Source organism: Citrobacter sp. wls716, assembly GCF_005280975.1.
Lineage (GTDB): Bacteria > Pseudomonadota > Gammaproteobacteria > Enterobacterales > Enterobacteriaceae > Citrobacter > Citrobacter youngae.
Map to the genome: position 1 here is coordinate 35190 of NZ_SZWX01000051.1, position 16619 is coordinate 51808.

The following is a 16619-nucleotide window of genomic DNA, read 5'->3' on the forward strand; positions in this document are numbered from 1 at the left end:
GCTCTCGCCTGGCTCATCCTTGCCCTTCTCTGCGGTGACATACGCTAGAAAATCTATCATCTGCACTCTCTTACGTTACCAAGGTCAACATGAGTCTGTTTCCCGTTATCGTGGTGTTTGGTCTGTCCTTCCCACCGATTTTTTTCGAATTACTTTTGTCACTGGCGATTTTCTGGCTGGTGCGCCGGGTGCTTGTTCCGACTGGCATCTATGATTTTGTCTGGCATCCGGCTCTGTTTAACACTGCGCTGTATTGCTGTCTGTTCTATTTAATAACGCGCCTGTTCGTTTGAGGTTGAAGTGAAAACACTAACAAGAAAACTCTCCCGCACGGCCATTACCGTGATACTGGTCATTCTGGCCTTCATCGCTATTTTCCGCGCATGGGTGTTCTACACCGAGTCGCCGTGGACGCGTGATGCGCGTTTCAGCGCCGATGTCGTCGCGATTGCGCCGGATGTTGCGGGGCTTATTACCAACGTTAACATCCATGATAACCAACTGGTGAAAAAGGATCAGATCCTGTTCACCATCGACCAGCCACGCTATAAGAAAGCCCTCGAGCAGGCCGAAGCTGACGTCGCTTATTATCAGGTTCTGGCGCAGGAAAAACGCCAGGAGGCCGGTCGTCGTAACCGACTGGGCGTGCAGGCTATGTCTCGCGAAGAGATCGACCAGTCAAACAACGTCCTGCAAACCGTATTACACCAGCTTGCGAAAGCACAAGCGACCCGCGACCTGGCAAAATTAGATCTGGAACGTACCGTTATCCGTGCGCCTGCAGACGGATGGGTGACTAACCTGAACGTCTATAGCGGTGAATTTATTACGCGCGGCTCCACGGCGGTGGCACTGGTAAAACAGCACTCATTCTATGTACTGGCGTATATGGAAGAGACCAAACTGGAAGGCGTTCGCCCAGGGTATCGCGCTGAAATCATCCCGCTTGGCAGTAATAATGTGCTGAAAGGCACCGTTGATAGCGTGGCGGCTGGCGTAACGAATGCCAGCAGCACGCGGGACGCAAAGGGTATGGCGACCATTGATTCCAATCTTGAATGGGTGCGTCTGGCGCAGCGCGTGCCGGTGCGAATTCGTCTTGATGAGCAGCAGGGAACCTTGTGGCCTGCCGGGACGACGGCGACCGTCGTCATTACCGGCAAGCAGGATCGCGATGCCAGCCAGGAATCTTTCTTCCGTAAAATGGCGCACCGCCTGCGCGAGTTTGGTTAATCGCGATGGGTATTTTCTCCATTGCCAACCAGCATATCCGCTTTGCGGTAAAACTGGCCTGCGCGATTGTACTGGCGCTGTTCGTTGGCTTTCACTTCCAGCTTGAGACCCCTCGCTGGGCGGTACTGACCGCAGCCATTGTGGCGGCAGGCCCTGCCTTTGCCGCTGGCGGAGAACCTTATTCAGGCGCTATCCGCTATCGCGGCATGTTGCGTATTGTCGGGACATTTATCGGCTGTATTGCCGCACTGATCATTATCATCAGCATGATCCGCGCCCCGCTATTGATGATCCTGGTGTGTTGTATCTGGGCCGGTTTTTGTACCTGGATCTCTTCACTGGTAAAGATCGAAAACTCCTATGCCTGGGGGCTTTCGGGTTACACGGCTCTGATTATCGTCATTACCATTCAGGCGGAGCCTCTGCTGACGCCACAATTTGCGCTTGAACGCTGCAGCGAGATTGTGATGGGGATTGTCTGCGCTATCATCGCCGACCTGCTCTTTTCGCCCCGTTCAGTGAAACAGGAGATAGATGTCGAGTTAGACAGTCTTCTGGTGGCGCAATATCAGCTTATGCAACTGTGTATAAAGCATGGCGATAGCGAAGAGGTGGACAAGGCCTGGGGCGCTTTAGTTCGTCGTACGGCTGCGCTGGAAGGTATGCGCAGCAACCTGAACATGGAATCCTCACGCTGGGTGCGCGCCAATCGTAGACTCAAGGCATTGAATACTCTGTCGCTCACACTCATCACGCAGTCCTGCGAAACCTATCTTATTCAGAATACGCGACCAGAACTGATTACAGATACCTTCCGCGAGTTGTTTGATACGCCGGTTGAAACGGTGCAGGACGTACATAAACAATTGAAGCGGATGCGCCGCGTGATTGTCTGGACTGGTGAGCGTGATACGCCAGTGACGATCTATAGCTGGGCCGGCGCGGCGACGCGCTACCTGCTGTTGAAACGCGGTGTGGTCAGCAATACCAAAATTAGCGCTATTGAAGAAGAGATCCTGCAAGGCGAACCGGTGGTGAAGGTGGAATCCGCCGAACATCACCATGCGCTGGTCAACTTCTGGCGTACTACGCTGTCCTGTGTGCTGGGAACCTTATTCTGGTTGTGGACCGGCTGGACATCAGGTAGCGGCGCGATGGTCATGATAGCAGTCGTCACCTCGCTGGCCATGCGTTTGCCTAACCCCCGCATGGTGGCCATCGACTTTATCTATGGCACGCTGGCAGCATTGCCGCTGGGGGCGCTCTATTTTCTGGTGATTATCCCCAATACCCAGCAAAGCATGTTGTTGCTGTGTCTGAGTCTGGCGGTGCTGGGATTCTTTCTGGGTATTGAGGTGCAGAAGCGGCGTCTGGGCTCAATGGGGGCGCTGGCGAGCACCATTAACATTATCGTGCTTGATAACCCGATGACGTTCCACTTTAGTCAGTTCCTCGACAGTGCACTGGGGCAGATTGTCGGCTGCGTATTGGCGTTTATCGTTATTCTGTTGGTGCGGGATAACTCGCGTGACAGAACAGGTCGTGTGTTGCTTAACCAGTTTGTGTCGGCAGCGGTTTCCGCAATGACCACCAATGTTGTGCGCCGTAAAGAAAACCACCTTCCGGCGTTGTATCAGCAGCTGTTTTTACTGATGAACAAATTCCCCGGTGATCTGGCAAAGTTCCGCCTGGCACTGACGATGATTATTGCTCACCAGCGTTTACGTGATGCGCCTGTACCGGTAAACGACGATTTATCGGCGTTTCATCGCCAGCTTCGCCGTACCGCCGATCAAGTTATTTCTGCAGTCAATGATGACAAACGCCGACGCTACTTTGGTCAGTTGCTGGAGGAGCTTGATATCTACCAGGAAAAATTAACGCTTTGGGAAGCCCCGCCTCAGGTGACGGAGCCAGTGAAACGACTCACGGGAATGTTGCACAAATACCAGCATGCGCTGACCAGCAATTCATAACTCATCTAACCGGAAGAGGATATCTCTTCCGGTTTCAGTTTTACCGCCCCTGTAATGTCATGATAAACGCGTTCATTAATGTGGAGAGCTGTTCGTCGTACCAGTAGGCATAAAGATCGGCTGGAATAGGGTCATTCAATGGTAAGAAACGAACGCCTGGCCAGTGGATCAATCCGCAGGTTTCTGGCAGCAAAGAGAGACCAATTCCTGCGCTAACCAGCGCCAGCGCTGTTTGCGGTTCGTTAACCTGGTGGGTAATCAGAGGATAAAATCCTACCTCAACACAGCGGTCATGTACCTGACGGGCGAAATTGCTTTGATTGAATGAAAGCGAAATGATGGGGCGTTCAGCGAGCATCGCCAGTGAGACGCTTTGGTGTTGGCAGAGAGGATCGTGTTCAGGTACGGCGAGAGCAACCGCTTCGCGGGAAATCAATTGGCTACGAATATTCGTCTCGGATTGGGGCAGTACGTTCCGGCTAATCGCAATATCAATCGTCCGGGCATGCAAGGCTTCAATTTGCTGATGTTGGGAAAGCTCCTGCAAACTCCAGTTTACGTACGGCTGTTGCTTCTTAAAGTCCTTTAGACGTGTCAGCAGCGTTCCCCACAATGCGCTACCGACTATCCCAATGTTGAAATGCTGATGTTCGCTACGGCCAATCTGTCGTACATAATTGAGGGATTGATCGGTGGTACTCAGGATACGATCGACTTCCGTTTTCAATACCTGCCCGGCTCGCGTGAGAACCACTTTACGGCTGGTACGTTCAAATAGCGTCGTTTCAAGGATCTCTTCCAGTTCTTTAATCTGCATACTCAACGGCGGTTGAGAGATGTTTAACCGGGCCGCGGCCCGGCCAAAGTGCAACTCGTCAGCGAGAACCTGAAAATAACGCAATGTTCGAAGACGAATTCGGCTATTGGCCTGGAGATCAATCATGCTGGTTACGCGTAAGAGAGGGAGAGAAACGGCATCATGCCGTCCTCCCCAAAGCTTGTCAAACCGCAGCGGATGGCGGGCGGGCGAGACGCTCGGCCTGGCTGCAGGTGACAGCGATAACCAGCGTCAGCAGTAACACACAATAGGCGACAGTTGACGTATTCACCGCCCCCTGCAGACCAAAGTGGCTGTTTACCATGGAGGAGACGCTGGCAAACAGTAGCGTGCCCACTGTGCCGCACGTCAACAAGGCGGAGATCAAGGTTGGTGAACTGCGACTCACCTGCAGTGAACCATAGCTCATCAGGCCGGAGAATAAACCGGAGTTAAAGAAACCAAACACGCCGCACGCTATCAGAATCAGCGTGGTATTGTTGCTGTTGGCAATCAGCGCAATAGAGACCAGACCAATGCTTGCGCAGATCAGCAGGAAAGTGCGCAGTTTCATCCATTTCACGGTGAACTGATTCAGGAACAGGCCAATGGCTTTCGTCACCCAATACACAGTAGTGAATAGCGCGGCATCCTGCGCCTGAAGTGTAAAACGCGATTGCAGGTAGCCCGGTGTCCACATGGTAAAAATGGGTTCAGCCAGCAGGAAAGCAAAGAGAGTAAAACAGATCAAATAGACAGAGATCCCCCAGGGTTCTGACTCTTCCGTTTTCTCGTGTTGCTGCGGCTGCGCAGCCTCTGTCGATGGGAAGCGACAACGCAGAGTAAGAGCCAACATCAACGCGCCCAGACCGCCCATAATCCCATACATCGCAATCCAACTGGCACCCAGTTTAAACATCCAGGCTAACAGTAAGGAAAGGGTTGCTCCGGCAAAGCTGAAAAAGAAATCGGTAAAAATCAGGCTGGAAGAGCGGCTCTTTTCATCGGGATTAATACGGACCACCAGATAACTGCCGATGGTCATAAACACGCCCCCGCAGGCACCAATTCCGGCCACTGCAACGCTAAACAGCGTTAAGGTTGGTTGGATAAAAAGTACTACGCTGATAATCACGGTGAGCGTTGCAGCAATAACTAATGGTTTTTTCAGCCCCCATTTTTTCATCAGAATGCCGCCAAGCATAATAGGCACAAACATTCCGATGTTCATCAGAGTAAAGACCTGCCCGATAAAGCTGGGGTCTTTATGAAAAGCGGCACAAAGTGGCCCAAGCACAATCCCCAGTGTCGACACTAGTGCGCCAACAAAGTAATAGCTCAGGTACGAAACGGCATTGAGATTTGCGCGAGAAAACTGATTGTCTGGCATAACTTTTCTCCAGACGGAGCAGGGCGACCTGTCCGTCTACGGAACCACGATCAGGCGTACTGCTTGAGGAACTGGCTGATCAAACGAATAAAATCTTCGGTTACCATGGCAGCGCATTTCAGCGTTTGTTCATGGGAAAGCTCAACATCACTGAGACCTTCAGCCATATTTGTGATGGCTGAAACGGCCAGTACTTTCAGGCCACAGTGGCGTGCAGCTATCACTTCCGGTACCACCGACATACCGACGACATCGCCGCCCATACGCTGCATCATGCGAATCTCCGCAGCCGTCTCAAAATTAGGTCCAGGATAAGAGACAAAAACCCCTTCATGAAGCGTGATACCCAACTGCTCTGCGGCACCGTGAAGCTGCTGGCGCAGTTCGCGATCGTATGCGTTAGCGAGGCTAAAGAAGCGAGGACCAAAGCGTTCATCGTTCGGCCCGACAAGTGGGGTAGATGGCATGGTGTTGATGTGATCGTTGAGGGCGACCAGACTACCTGCAGGAATATCTACGTTCAGCGAACCCGCGGCGTTGGTACAGAATAAAAATTCGCAGCCCAACAGTTTAAAGGTACGTACGGCATGGGTCATGATGCCCATTCCCAGCCCTTCATAAAAATGCCCACGTCCCTTCATGCAGATGAGGTCGATACCATAAAGCGTTCCCATCACCACTTCCCCGGCATGGCCGATTACGGTGCTGACCGGAAACCCAGGTAATTGTTGATATGAAAGCGTGGTTTTATTTTCCATGCGATCGGCAAGAGCCCCCAGACCTGACCCAAGTATCAGAGCGATACGTGGATGAAAATTGGGTTTTGCAGAACGCAGAATTTCAGCCGCTTCATACGGGGTATCGTTGACAACAGACATGGACATATCGACTCCAGAGACTATTCAGTTACATGCATTTTGTGGAGGCTTCAATTACAAATCCAATATGATAAATGCGGTTATTGATATGATTTTTATATTGAAAAAATCAGATAAATATCGGATCTATTATTTTTCAGAAAGTTATGGCCAACCTGTTTCATACTGTTTCCGAAACGCAGTCATAGGATTGCACAAAAATGTGATGTATCTCTCTTTGTCTAAACGATGAACAGTTCATTCCTGACGTATTACGCACACTGAGGCAGGGCTATACTTAAGACGAGTATTTAGCTGGGGGTGGTAAACGATGCCTGGACCGCAGGAACATAAAATTTTGCTGGCGGGATAGGGGAAACAGGTTGAGGAAGACCCTGCATATCGGTGGTCTGTGGAGTAACTGGCGTCGGGATGGTGGCTATAGATGAATATCTATACGTTTGATTTTGACGAGATTGAAAATCAGAGTGATTTCTACCGTGAGTTTGCACGTACATTCGGTCTGGCCCGGGAAAAGGTGGTTGATTTAGATTCTTTGTGGGAGGTTGTGGTTGGGGAAATCTTGCCTTTACCTCTGGAAATCGAATTTGTTCATTTACCGGATAAGTTACGCAGGCGATATGGCGCGCTGATTTTACTGTTCGATGAAGCAGAAGAAGAGCTCGAAGGACAGTTACGCTTTAACGTTCGTCACTCAAAACAGGTATAAAAAAGCCCCCGGCAGGCGGGGGCAAGTCGTCGGACTAGACGACGAGGGTTTATTTGTACAATTCTGCGGTTGCATGCCAGTGAGCACCTTCACGGAGTTCAGTGACACGATAGCTGCTGGCGCCCGCTTTTTCTGCTTTAGCGGCGATTGCCTGACGCATATCCATTGGTGAGCTACCGATCTGAGATACAGAGATGGTACCCATGGATTGCAGATTCTGTGCTTCTTGCGAGTTCACCTGATTAACAGCGGCGCTTGCACCGAAAGAGAGAACTGAGAGAAGGCTTAAAGTTGCAACAGTGGTTTTGATTTTCATGATATTTACCTCGTCGAATTCTTTTACTAGGGGTCTTTGTTTCGTGACCCTCATCACAAAATCAAGTATACACTAATCACGCGATAAATTAATACCACGCTAATTGTTTCTATGGTAATCAAGTGTTAAAAAAATTATTTTTTATAACTATATGGAATTAAAAATACAGGTTAGAACTTATTTTTGAAAATAAAATCAATAAATTCATGAGGATATTATATTTTGCAAATTGTGCGTTTTTGATTGGAATCATTCACTGTGTGAATGTATTTTGGCGGTGAAACGCACTATTTGTTAAATGTTCGGTAGTGGAAAGTTGAGAAGGGGAGCAGAAAAGAGAGATTTTTCCCCGCCACAGGGCGTGACGGGGAAGGGGATTACAGTTCTTGTTCAAACAGTTCCAGAATGGCTTCGTACAGGTCTTTGACCGTAAAACCTTTGGCCGGTGTGGTGAAGATGGTATCGTCACCAGCAATCGTTCCAAGAATACCTTCTGCTTTACCCAGTGAATCCAGCAGGCGGGCAATTAGCTGCGCAGCGCCTGGGCTGGTATGAATAACGACAACGGCATCGTTGTAGTCGATATCCAGCACCAGATTTTTCAACGGGCTTGACGTTGTCGGGACTCCCAGCTCTGCAGGCAGACAGTACACCATTTCCATTTTCGCATTGCGGGTACGCACGGCACCAAACTTGGTCAGCATGCGTGAAACCTTGGACTGGTTGATATTATCAAAGCCCTGATCCTGCAACGCGAGGACGATTTCGCCCTGAGAGCTGAATTTTTCTTCTTTAAGCAGCGCTTTAAACGCCTTTACTAATTCTTCTTGTTTTGCCGAGCTTCGCATAAGTCACCCGTAATATGGCGGTAGAAACAACATTATTGTGCATACAGATGAATTTTTATGCAAACGGTCTGCCTCGTTCAAGGCTGAAATAATGTTATGAAAGAGCGGAATTTTATCAAATTTCGTTATCAAGAAACATGCCTGTGTCACGGCTCGCAAATAAGATTAAAAGTAAATTAAATGTTATCAAATTGATGTTGTTTTGAGATGGCTGTAGGGTATATTGTCAGCACCTGTTGGAAAGTTGCTCTACTGTGCGAGTGGTTTTGAATTACGTAACTTAGGTTTTATTTTACGTAAGTTAAATGCATAAAAGCCAAATTTGCGTGACTACGCATTCTTGACGCGTGGTTATTGAATTCGTTGGATTTGTGAATTAAGGTCGCCGCCGCGGAGCAATAGACATTTTGCTTATCAATATAATAAGGAGTTTAGGATGAAAGTTGCAGTCCTCGGCGCTGCTGGTGGTATCGGTCAGGCGCTAGCATTACTGTTAAAAACCCAACTGCCTTCAGGTTCAGAACTCTCCCTGTACGACATCGCTCCAGTAACGCCTGGTGTGGCCGTTGATTTGAGCCATATCCCTACTGCTGTGAAAATCAAAGGCTTCAGCGGTGAAGATGCGACCCCTGCACTGGAAGGTGCTGACGTGGTGCTGATTTCTGCGGGTGTTGCACGTAAACCAGGTATGGACCGTTCTGACCTGTTTAACGTGAATGCTGGCATCGTGAAGAATCTGGTGCAGCAGGTTGCTACAACTTGCCCGAAAGCGTGTATCGGTATCATCACTAACCCAGTGAACACGACCGTTGCTATCGCTGCTGAAGTGCTGAAAAAAGCAGGCGTATACGATAAGAACAAACTGTTTGGCGTAACTACGCTGGACATCATCCGCTCCAACACCTTTGTGGCGGAACTGAAAGGCAAGCAGCCTGGCGACGTTGAAGTCCCGGTTATCGGTGGACACTCTGGTGTGACCATTCTGCCGCTGCTGTCACAAATCCCTGGTGTAAGCTTCACTGAACAAGAAGCGGCCGACCTGACCAAACGTATCCAGAACGCGGGTACTGAAGTTGTGGAAGCAAAAGCCGGTGGCGGGTCTGCAACCCTGTCTATGGGTCAGGCTGCAGCACGTTTCGGTCTGTCACTGGTTCGCGCGCTGAGCGGCGAAAAAGGTGTGGTGGAATGTGCTTACGTTGAAGGCGATGGCCAGTATGCTCGCTTCTTCTCTCAGCCGCTGCTGCTGGGCAAAAATGGCGTAGAAGAACGTCAGTCCATCGGTAAACTGAGCGCGTTCGAACAAAGCTCGCTGGAAGGCATGCTGGATACGCTGAAGAAAGATATCACGCTGGGCGAAGAGTTCGTTAAATAACTCTTTTCGGTAGGCCTGATAAGACGTTTTGCGTCGCCATCAGGCATACAGATGCCGGATGCGGTGTAAACACCTTATCTGGCCTACAAGCCCATCGAAATGTTAAAAAAACCGGATGATTTCCGGTTTTTTTATATCCGCGTTAGTTCGTCGCCGGATATTCCTGAATCGTGACCTGCAGCGTTAACTGCTTGTCATCGCGCATCACGACCACGGAGATAACCGAACCGGGGCGAATCTCAGCGACCTGATCCATGGTCTCCAGCGCTGATACTGCCGGTTTATTATTTACCGAAATGATGAGGTCGTTGACCTGAATTCCGGCCTGGGCCGCCGGGCCATCCGGTGCCACTTCGTTCACGACAATCCCCTGAATTTGATCCATGCCGCTACCTTGTGCATGCAGCGGTGCAATTTCACGCCCGCTGATGCCGATGTAGCCACGAATAACGCGCCCGTCGCGGATCAGCTTATCCATGATTTTCGTCGCCAACTGAAACGGAATGGCAAAGCCAATCCCTTCCGGCGTTTCACCATCATTGCTTTTATCAAACGACAGTGTGTTAATCCCCATCAACTCACCCAGAGAGTTAACCAGCGCACCGCCAGAGTTACCATGGTTAATGGAGGCATCCGTTTGCAGGAAGTTTTGCCGGCCCGTTGGGTTCAGGCCAATACGCCCCGTGGCGCTGATGATCCCCTGAGTGATGGTTTGCCCAAGGTTGTACGGGTTACCAATGGCAAGCACGACATCACCAATATGCGGTACACGTTTGTTATTAATCGGGATCGTCGGCAACCCGCCTGCTGCGTTGATTTTCAGCACCGCAAGGTCGGTTAAGGTATCGGAGCCAACAAGCAGCGCTTCAAAGACACGCCCATCCTGCAATGCGACGATGATTTGGTCGGCATCATTAATGACGTGCTTGTTGGTAATGATATAGCCGCGCTGATCCATGATCACGCCTGAACCGAGCGTGCGGATCTCAAGCTGGTTATGCGTCGTGCTGTTCATACTGCGGTTGTACACGTTGACCACGGCAGGCGCAGCACGGCGAACTGCCGGGTTATAGCTGGCAGGTGTTTCATCTGTGCTGTCGAACTGTGGTGCGGTAAGCGTATTAATTTTGCGCAGAGAGGGCATCGCGGCCAGCAGAATGGCGCCGACGATTAAACCAATCGCGACCGAACGTAAAAGCTTCACAAACATGATGGCGGCGTCATTAAAAAAGGGAACGGCAGCAGCATATCACGAGTTTACCGGACATCACACGGGGGGCTGATGTCCGGTTGTCCAGGTTAACGCAAAAGCAGGTAAATACTCTCGTTTCCACGAACGACCTGCAGAGCAATGATTGACGGTTTCGTTTCCAGCACTTTACGCATTTCGGCAATCGAGTTCACCCGATCGCGGTTAACGGCGATGATGACGTCATCTTTATGCAGGCCGGCCTGTGCGGCTGGGCTACTTTTTTCAACGTTATCAATTCGAATACCTTTGGCACCGTCTTTTAGCTGCCCGTCGCTGAGCGTGGCCCCTTGCAACGCCGGTGCAATCATTTCCGCACTGGCGGAAGATGATGTACTGGTATCCAGCGTCACTTCAACTTCCAGTGGTTTACCGTTACGCAGCAGGCCCAGTTTGACTTTGGTCCCCGGTTCGGTTGTCGCAATACGTGAACGCAGTTCGGCGAAACTACTGAGCGGTTTGCCGTTAAGACTGGTAATAACATCACCGGATTTCACGCCCGCTTTTGCGGAACCTGAGTTAGGCAGAACTTCGCTGACAAACGCGCCACGTTGTACATCCAGTTTGAATGCTTTAGCGATGTCAGCGGTCATTTCAGTACCTTTAATACCCAGCAGGCCGCGTTTGATTTCGCCAAACTGCATTAACTGCTGCGCCAGCGTACGCGCCATGTTACTGGGGATAGCAAAGCCGATCCCAATGCTGCCGCCGCCAGGCGCCAGAATGGCGGTATTGATACCAATCAGCTCACCGTTGAGGTTGAGCAACGCACCGCCAGAGTTACCGCGGTTAATAGACGCATCGGTCTGAATAAAGTTTTCCAGACCTTCCAGGTTCAACCCGCTACGACCCAAAGCCGATACGATGCCGGAGGTGGCAGTTTGCCCCAAACCAAACGGGTTACCCACGGCTACCGCGAAATCACCCACGCGGAGTTTGTCGGAGTCGGCAATGGCAATTTGCGTCAGGTTGCTGGGATGTTGAATTTGCAGCAGAGCGATGTCGCTCTGATCGTCGCTGCCGATAAGCTTAGCGTCGAACTCGCGGCCATCGTTCAGCTGAACGCTAATTTTCTGTGCCTGATTAATAACGTGGTTGTTGGTCAGAACATAGCCTTTGGCAGCGTCAATAATGACCCCGGAACCTAACCCTTCAAAAGGTTGGGAAGGTTGGTCGGGCAATTCATCACCAAAGAACTTTTTGAACTCTTCCGGGACTTTCTGCCCCTGAGTGGCGGTACCTTCGACTCTCACGCTAACCACGGCTGGTAACACTTTTTCCAGCATCGGGGCGAGGCTGGGAAGCGCTGCCTGTCCGGGGACCTGACCGGGAATCGACGCAATGGCCTGGAATGGCGCCGAGAGAGTTAACCCGACACTTAACGCTAATGCACTCAACAGCTGGGTTTGTTTTTTCATGGATCCTGCTCTCGTACCTTGAGTAAACGGAAGATGATTCAAAACAGTTTGATGTTATTGAATTTTCGGTTTGGTCACAATGAGGCTAACGACTAAATAATAGCTGGGACGGGAAGAGAAGCGGAGGGCGCAATTGCTGCGCCCCATAAATTTCTTAACGATGTGCAGTTAGTCGCGCTTTGCGCCACTACGCAGCAGGCCGGAAGCCCCTTCGGAATAGTCACGCGGCATCTGAACCGGCGCCTGATCGTTACCCGCTTCAGACTCAGCCAGACGATTGCGGAATGGGTTGTTTTCCGCTGACATACCCGGCAGCAGGTTGCTGGAACTTTTCGCCATATGCTGGTAGATCTGACGATAATCGTCCGCCATGTTATCCAGCAATTCAGCGCTGCGGGCAAAGTGGCTCACCAGCTCTTCGCGGTACTCTTCCAGTTCAGCTTTGTTCTTTTCCAGTTCGTACTGTAATGCCTGCTGTTGGCGTAATTTACGATTACCAAAACGCATGGCTACAGCACCAATAATGATACCGACGACTAACCCAATTAGCGCATATTCCCAGGTCATGAACATCTCCCGTTGTCTTTTGTTTCCGTAGGGTGTTGGCTTTAGGCTCCATGCCTGCGCCTGATTATGCCACTATAACCGCTAATCCCGTAGAAGTGGAATCCCGTGTTTATATCACGTAATGTAGAACGGCCTTTTTTTCGTCAACCGTGAGCGACGGCACATCGATTCTCAAGGAATAACAATAACATCATGCAAAGCTTTTCCCCGACATCGCGATACCTGCAGGCCCTTAACGACGGCAGCCATCAACCCGACAACGTACAACAAGAAGCGGTGAATCGACTGGAAACGATTTACCAGGAGCTCACGACGATTACACCTCCAGCGGCGCAGGAGAGTGGACTGATGGCCCGCTTTGGTAAATTGCTGGGTAAGCGTGAGCCGAAGGAAAACACGCCGGTGCGTGGTCTGTATATGTGGGGGGGCGTAGGGCGTGGAAAAACCTGGCTGATGGATCTGTTCTACCATAGCCTGCCGGGCGGACGTAAACAGCGTTTGCACTTTCACCGTTTTATGCTGCGCGTCCATGAAGAGCTTACCGCCCTGCAGGGGCAGAGCGATCCGCTGGAAATCATTGCCGACCGTTTTAAGGCCGAAACGGACGTGCTGTGCTTTGACGAGTTTTTTGTTTCTGACATCACCGATGCCATGCTGCTCGGCGGTCTGATGAAGGCGCTGTTTGCCCGTGGCATTACGCTGGTCGCGACCTCCAATATTCCGCCAGATGAACTGTATCGTAACGGTTTGCAACGTACGCGCTTCCTTCCCGCTATCGAAGCCATTAAACAGTATTGCGACATCATGAACGTGGACGCCGGCGTTGACTACCGGTTACGTACGTTAACTCAGGCACACTTATGGCTGGCCCCGCTTAATGATGAAACGCGGCGGCAGATGGATAAGCTCTGGCTGGCCTTGGCGGGCGCGAAAGGTGATCACGCGCCGACGCTGGAGATTAACCACCGCCCGATGCAGACGCTGGCCGTTGAGAACCAGACGCTGGCGGTATCGTTCACTACGTTGTGCGTCGATGCCCGCAGTCAGCACGATTACATCGCCTTGTCGCGCCTGTTCCACACGGTGCTGCTGTCTGATGTACCGGTCATGACGACGCTGATGGAGAGTGAGGCACGACGCTTTATCGCGCTGGTGGATGAGTTCTACGAACGCCACGTTAAGCTGGTGGTCAGCGCCGCAGCGCCTTTATATGAAATCTACCAGGGCGAGCGCCTGAAGTTTGAATTCCAGCGTTGTTTGTCGCGTTTGCAGGAGATGCAAAGCGAGGAGTATCTGAAGCGGGAACATTTAGCTGGTTAAACCTGCCGCAAATCACATAAAGGGGTCGATCTTTGACCCTGACTTCTCTATAATCTTGCGACCCCACGTTACGAGAGAGTTTTTTTCCCAAAACTTTCTATGCGCCGGCATAGGCTATTCGAAGGGGTAGGTTTGCTGGACAATGTCGTGTGAACCTCAACTGACAAAACGTTTGGGTGTTCACCAACGTGTAACTTATTTATTTGGGTAAGCTTTTAATGAAAACTTTTACAGCTAAACCAGAAACCGTAAAACGCGACTGGTATGTTGTTGACGCGACCGGTAAAACTCTGGGCCGTCTGGCTTCCGAACTGGCTCTGCGCCTGCGCGGTAAGCACAAAGCGGAATACACTCCGCACGTAGATACCGGTGATTACATCATCGTTCTGAACGCTGACAAAGTTGCTGTAACCGGCAACAAGCGTACTGACAAAGTGTACTATCACCACACCGGCCACATCGGTGGTATCAAACAAGCGACCTTTGAAGAGATGATTGCTCGCCGTCCTGAGCGTGTGCTTGAAATCGCGGTTAAAGGCATGCTGCCAAAAGGCCCGCTGGGTCGTGCTATGTTCCGTAAACTGAAAGTTTACGCTGGCAACGAGCACAACCACGCGGCACAGCAACCGCAAGTTCTTGACATCTAATCGGGATTATAGGCAATGGCTGAAAATCAATACTACGGCACTGGTCGCCGCAAAAGTTCCGCAGCTCGCGTTTTCATCAAACCGGGTAGCGGTAAAATCGTAATCAACCAACGTTCTCTGGAACAGTACTTCGGTCGTGAAACTGCCCGCATGGTAGTTCGTCAGCCGCTGGAACTGGTCGACATGGTTGAGAAACTGGATCTGTACATCACTGTTAAAGGTGGTGGTATCTCTGGTCAGGCTGGTGCGATCCGTCACGGTATCACCCGCGCTCTGATGGAGTACGACGAATCCCTGCGTGGCGAACTGCGTAAAGCTGGCTTCGTTACCCGTGATGCTCGTCAGGTTGAACGTAAGAAAGTCGGTCTGCGTAAAGCACGTCGTCGTCCTCAGTTCTCCAAACGTTAATTGTACTCTGCTCCGGCAGACGACAATTTGCGAAAAAACCCGCTTCGGCGGGTTTTTTTATGGTTATTTCTCCGCGTAGAACCACGGTAATCCGCTGATTGCCACCTCTTTTTCCCCATTTCCAGAATCGACTCACCACAAAGGTCACAAAATCTGGTAAACTATCATCCAATTTTCTGCCCAAATGTCCGGTATCGCTCATTTTTTGTTTGTATTTTGAACAGTAATGGCTTTCCCGAATCTGGGTGACATCACTTCTGGCTGGTCACATAGTGGCTGGTAGCAGTAAAAATTCTGAATATACCTGGAGGTTTTCATGGCTGTCGCTGCCAACAAACGTTCGGTAATGACGCTGTTTTCTGGTCCTACTGACATCTATAGCCATCAGGTCCGCATTGTGCTGGCTGAGAAAGGTGTTAGTTTCGAGATTGAGCACGTGGAGAAGGACAATCCACCGCAGGATCTGATCGACCTCAACCCGAATCAGAGCGTCCCGACACTGGTGGATCGTGAGCTGACCCTGTGGGAATCTCGCATCATTATGGAATACCTGGATGAGCGTTTCCCGCATCCTCCGCTGATGCCGGTTTACCCGGTTGCGCGTGGTGAGAGCCGTCTGTACATGCAGCGTATTGAAAAAGACTGGTACACGCTGATGAACGTCATCGTGAACGGTTCCGCATCTGAAGCCGATGTTGCACGTAAACGTCTGCGTGAAGAGCTGCTGGCAATTGCCCCAGTCTTTGGTCAAAAACCGTATTTCCTGAGCGATGAGTTCAGCCTGGTCGATTGCTACCTGGCGCCGCTGCTGTGGCGTTTACCGCAGCTGGGTATTGAATTCAACGGTGCAGGTTCGAAAGAACTGAAAGGGTATATGACCCGCGTCTTTGAACGTGACTCTTTCCTGGCTTCTCTGACTGAGCCTGAACGTGAAATGCGTCTGGGCCGGGGTTAACCTGTATGGATTTGCCACAGCTAACACCACGCCGTCCGTATCTGCTGCGCGCATTCTATGAGTGGTTGCTAGACAACCAGCTCACGCCGCACCTGGTGGTGGATGTGACGCTCCAGGACGTGCAGGTTCCGATGGAATATGCACGTGACGGGCAAATTGTTTTGAATATTGCGCCGCGTGCCGTGGGCAATCTGGAACTGGCAAACGACGAAGTGCGCTTTAACGCGCGCTTTGGCGGCGTGCCGCGCAACGTTTCCGTACCACTGGCGGCGGTACTCGCGATCTATGCCCGTGAAAACGGCGCAGGAACGATGTTTGAACCTGAAGCGGCCTATGACGAAGATGTCGACAGCCTCAATGATGACGATGTCGCGCCTGAGAGCGAAAACGAAACGGTGATGTCGGTGATTGATGGCGATAAACCGGATAATCACGATGACGATCCTGACGACACACCGCCGCCTCCTCGCGGTGGGCGTCCGGCGCTACGCGTAGTGAAATAATCAAACAGGCCCT

Annotated in this window: 18 protein-coding genes; 10 read left to right on the forward strand and 8 right to left on the reverse strand. The window is 51.0% G+C overall.

Annotated elements, in window-relative coordinates; translation table 11 throughout:
* The first annotated feature begins 89 nt into the window (after positions 1 to 89).
* From aaeX to aaeB, 3 genes are read left to right on the forward strand one after another with little or no spacing between them, the layout of a single operon-like run.
* Positions 90 to 293: a p-hydroxybenzoic acid efflux pump operon protein AaeX gene (aaeX, locus tag FDX24_RS18995; RefSeq protein WP_003025177.1), complete on the forward strand. Its 204-nt coding sequence runs from the start codon at positions 90 to 92 to the stop codon at positions 291 to 293.
* A 7-nt stretch (positions 294 to 300) separates the two neighbouring features.
* Positions 301 to 1233, forward strand: coding sequence for a p-hydroxybenzoic acid efflux pump subunit AaeA (gene aaeA, locus FDX24_RS19000; RefSeq protein ID WP_121585121.1), 933 nt, complete (start codon positions 301 to 303; stop codon positions 1231 to 1233).
* 5 nt (positions 1234 to 1238) lie between these two features.
* On the forward strand, positions 1239 to 3209 hold the full coding sequence (gene aaeB, locus FDX24_RS19005; RefSeq protein ID WP_048213453.1) for a p-hydroxybenzoic acid efflux pump subunit AaeB: 1971 nt from the start codon (positions 1239 to 1241) through the stop codon (positions 3207 to 3209).
* A 40-nt stretch (positions 3210 to 3249) separates the two neighbouring features.
* Here aaeB and FDX24_RS19010 read toward each other — a convergent pair whose 3' ends face one another.
* Genes FDX24_RS19010 through xapA form a run of 3 tightly spaced genes read right to left on the reverse strand, consistent with a single transcriptional unit; the run spans position 3250 to position 6300 of the window.
* A complete protein-coding gene (locus FDX24_RS19010; protein ID WP_048213452.1) occupies positions 3250 to 4152 on the reverse strand; it encodes a LysR family transcriptional regulator in 903 nt (300 codons plus the stop codon).
* A gap of 58 nt (positions 4153 to 4210) precedes the next feature.
* Complete coding sequence (gene tsgA / locus FDX24_RS19015; RefSeq protein WP_061068701.1) at positions 4211 to 5416, reverse strand: MFS transporter TsgA; 1206 nt, start codon at positions 5414 to 5416, stop codon at positions 4211 to 4213.
* A gap of 50 nt (positions 5417 to 5466) precedes the next feature.
* Positions 5467 to 6300, reverse strand: a complete 834-nt coding sequence (gene xapA, locus FDX24_RS19020) for a xanthosine phosphorylase (RefSeq protein ID WP_048213450.1) — start codon at positions 6298 to 6300, stop codon at positions 5467 to 5469.
* A 418-nt stretch (positions 6301 to 6718) separates the two neighbouring features.
* Between xapA and FDX24_RS19025 the strand changes: the two genes are divergently transcribed.
* Positions 6719 to 7003 (forward strand): hypothetical protein, encoded by a 285-nt coding sequence (locus tag FDX24_RS19025; protein ID WP_048213449.1) that lies wholly within the window; start codon positions 6719 to 6721, stop codon positions 7001 to 7003.
* A gap of 49 nt (positions 7004 to 7052) precedes the next feature.
* Here the strand turns inward: FDX24_RS19025 and yhcN are convergent, their stop codons facing one another.
* The gene (gene yhcN / locus FDX24_RS19030; protein WP_005121357.1) at positions 7053 to 7319 is read right to left on the reverse strand and encodes a peroxide/acid stress response protein YhcN; all 267 of its coding nucleotides are present in this window, start codon (positions 7317 to 7319) and stop codon (positions 7053 to 7055) included.
* A gap of 377 nt (positions 7320 to 7696) precedes the next feature.
* On the reverse strand, positions 7697 to 8167 hold the full coding sequence (gene argR, locus FDX24_RS19035; RefSeq protein ID WP_003025162.1) for a transcriptional regulator ArgR: 471 nt from the start codon (positions 8165 to 8167) through the stop codon (positions 7697 to 7699).
* Positions 8168 to 8603: 436 nt separating this feature from the next.
* On the opposite strand from argR, the gene mdh reads away from it, so the two are divergent.
* Positions 8604 to 9539 carry a malate dehydrogenase gene (gene mdh / locus FDX24_RS19045; protein ID WP_040234161.1) on the forward strand — a complete coding sequence of 312 codons (936 nt, stop codon included), beginning with the start codon at positions 8604 to 8606 and terminating at the stop codon, positions 9537 to 9539.
* Between the two features lie 142 nt (positions 9540 to 9681).
* Here the strand turns inward: mdh and degS are convergent, their stop codons facing one another.
* From degS to zapG, 3 genes are all read right to left on the reverse strand, one after another.
* Complete coding sequence (gene degS, locus FDX24_RS19050) at positions 9682 to 10749, reverse strand: outer membrane-stress sensor serine endopeptidase DegS (RefSeq protein ID WP_005121354.1); 1068 nt, start codon at positions 10747 to 10749, stop codon at positions 9682 to 9684.
* 89 nt (positions 10750 to 10838) lie between these two features.
* Positions 10839 to 12206, reverse strand: a complete 1368-nt coding sequence (gene degQ, locus FDX24_RS19055; protein WP_137364768.1) for a serine endoprotease DegQ — start codon at positions 12204 to 12206, stop codon at positions 10839 to 10841.
* Positions 12207 to 12374: 168 nt separating this feature from the next.
* The gene (gene zapG, locus FDX24_RS19060) at positions 12375 to 12773 is read right to left on the reverse strand and encodes a Z-ring associated protein ZapG (protein WP_048213446.1); all 399 of its coding nucleotides are present in this window, start codon (positions 12771 to 12773) and stop codon (positions 12375 to 12377) included.
* 192 nt (positions 12774 to 12965) lie between these two features.
* Between zapG and zapE the strand changes: the two genes are divergently transcribed.
* From zapE to sspB, 5 genes are all read left to right on the forward strand, one after another.
* Complete coding sequence (gene zapE, locus FDX24_RS19065) at positions 12966 to 14093, forward strand: cell division protein ZapE (protein WP_124022056.1); 1128 nt, start codon at positions 12966 to 12968, stop codon at positions 14091 to 14093.
* A gap of 218 nt (positions 14094 to 14311) precedes the next feature.
* Positions 14312 to 14740, forward strand: coding sequence for a 50S ribosomal protein L13 (rplM, locus tag FDX24_RS19070; protein ID WP_003025141.1), 429 nt, complete (start codon positions 14312 to 14314; stop codon positions 14738 to 14740).
* Positions 14741 to 14755: 15 nt separating this feature from the next.
* Positions 14756 to 15148 carry a 30S ribosomal protein S9 gene (gene rpsI, locus FDX24_RS19075; protein ID WP_003025138.1) on the forward strand — a complete coding sequence of 131 codons (393 nt, stop codon included), beginning with the start codon at positions 14756 to 14758 and terminating at the stop codon, positions 15146 to 15148.
* Positions 15149 to 15464: 316 nt separating this feature from the next.
* Entirely contained in the window at positions 15465 to 16103 is a 639-nt protein-coding gene (gene sspA, locus FDX24_RS19080) for a stringent starvation protein SspA (protein WP_048213444.1), read from the forward strand.
* Between the two features lie 5 nt (positions 16104 to 16108).
* Positions 16109 to 16606, forward strand: coding sequence for a ClpXP protease specificity-enhancing factor (gene sspB / locus FDX24_RS19085; protein WP_048213443.1), 498 nt, complete (start codon positions 16109 to 16111; stop codon positions 16604 to 16606).
* The last annotated feature ends 13 nt before the right edge of the window (positions 16607 to 16619 follow it).

Coding starts and splice junctions, on each gene's coding strand:
- aaeX (WP_003025177.1), top strand. CDS start 90: ATGAGTCTGTTTCCCGTTATCGTGGTGTTTGGTCTGTCCTTCCCACCG.
- aaeB (WP_048213453.1), top strand. CDS start 1,239: ATGGGTATTTTCTCCATTGCCAACCAGCATATCCGCTTTGCGGTAAAA.
- FDX24_RS19010 (WP_048213452.1), bottom strand. CDS start 4,152: ATGATTGATCTCCAGGCCAATAGCCGAATTCGTCTTCGAACATTGCGT.
- tsgA (WP_061068701.1), bottom strand. CDS start 5,416: ATGCCAGACAATCAGTTTTCTCGCGCAAATCTCAATGCCGTTTCGTAC.
- xapA (WP_048213450.1), bottom strand. CDS start 6,300: ATGTCCATGTCTGTTGTCAACGATACCCCGTATGAAGCGGCTGAAATT.
- FDX24_RS19025 (WP_048213449.1), top strand. CDS start 6,719: ATGAATATCTATACGTTTGATTTTGACGAGATTGAAAATCAGAGTGAT.
- yhcN (WP_005121357.1), bottom strand. CDS start 7,319: ATGAAAATCAAAACCACTGTTGCAACTTTAAGCCTTCTCTCAGTTCTC.
- argR (WP_003025162.1), bottom strand. CDS start 8,167: ATGCGAAGCTCGGCAAAACAAGAAGAATTAGTAAAGGCGTTTAAAGCG.
- mdh (WP_040234161.1), top strand. CDS start 8,604: ATGAAAGTTGCAGTCCTCGGCGCTGCTGGTGGTATCGGTCAGGCGCTA.
- degS (WP_005121354.1), bottom strand. CDS start 10,749: ATGTTTGTGAAGCTTTTACGTTCGGTCGCGATTGGTTTAATCGTCGGC.
- degQ (WP_137364768.1), bottom strand. CDS start 12,206: ATGAAAAAACAAACCCAGCTGTTGAGTGCATTAGCGTTAAGTGTCGGG.
- zapG (WP_048213446.1), bottom strand. CDS start 12,773: ATGACCTGGGAATATGCGCTAATTGGGTTAGTCGTCGGTATCATTATT.
- zapE (WP_124022056.1), top strand. CDS start 12,966: ATGCAAAGCTTTTCCCCGACATCGCGATACCTGCAGGCCCTTAACGAC.
- rplM (WP_003025141.1), top strand. CDS start 14,312: ATGAAAACTTTTACAGCTAAACCAGAAACCGTAAAACGCGACTGGTAT.
- rpsI (WP_003025138.1), top strand. CDS start 14,756: ATGGCTGAAAATCAATACTACGGCACTGGTCGCCGCAAAAGTTCCGCA.
- sspA (WP_048213444.1), top strand. CDS start 15,465: ATGGCTGTCGCTGCCAACAAACGTTCGGTAATGACGCTGTTTTCTGGT.
- sspB (WP_048213443.1), top strand. CDS start 16,109: ATGGATTTGCCACAGCTAACACCACGCCGTCCGTATCTGCTGCGCGCA.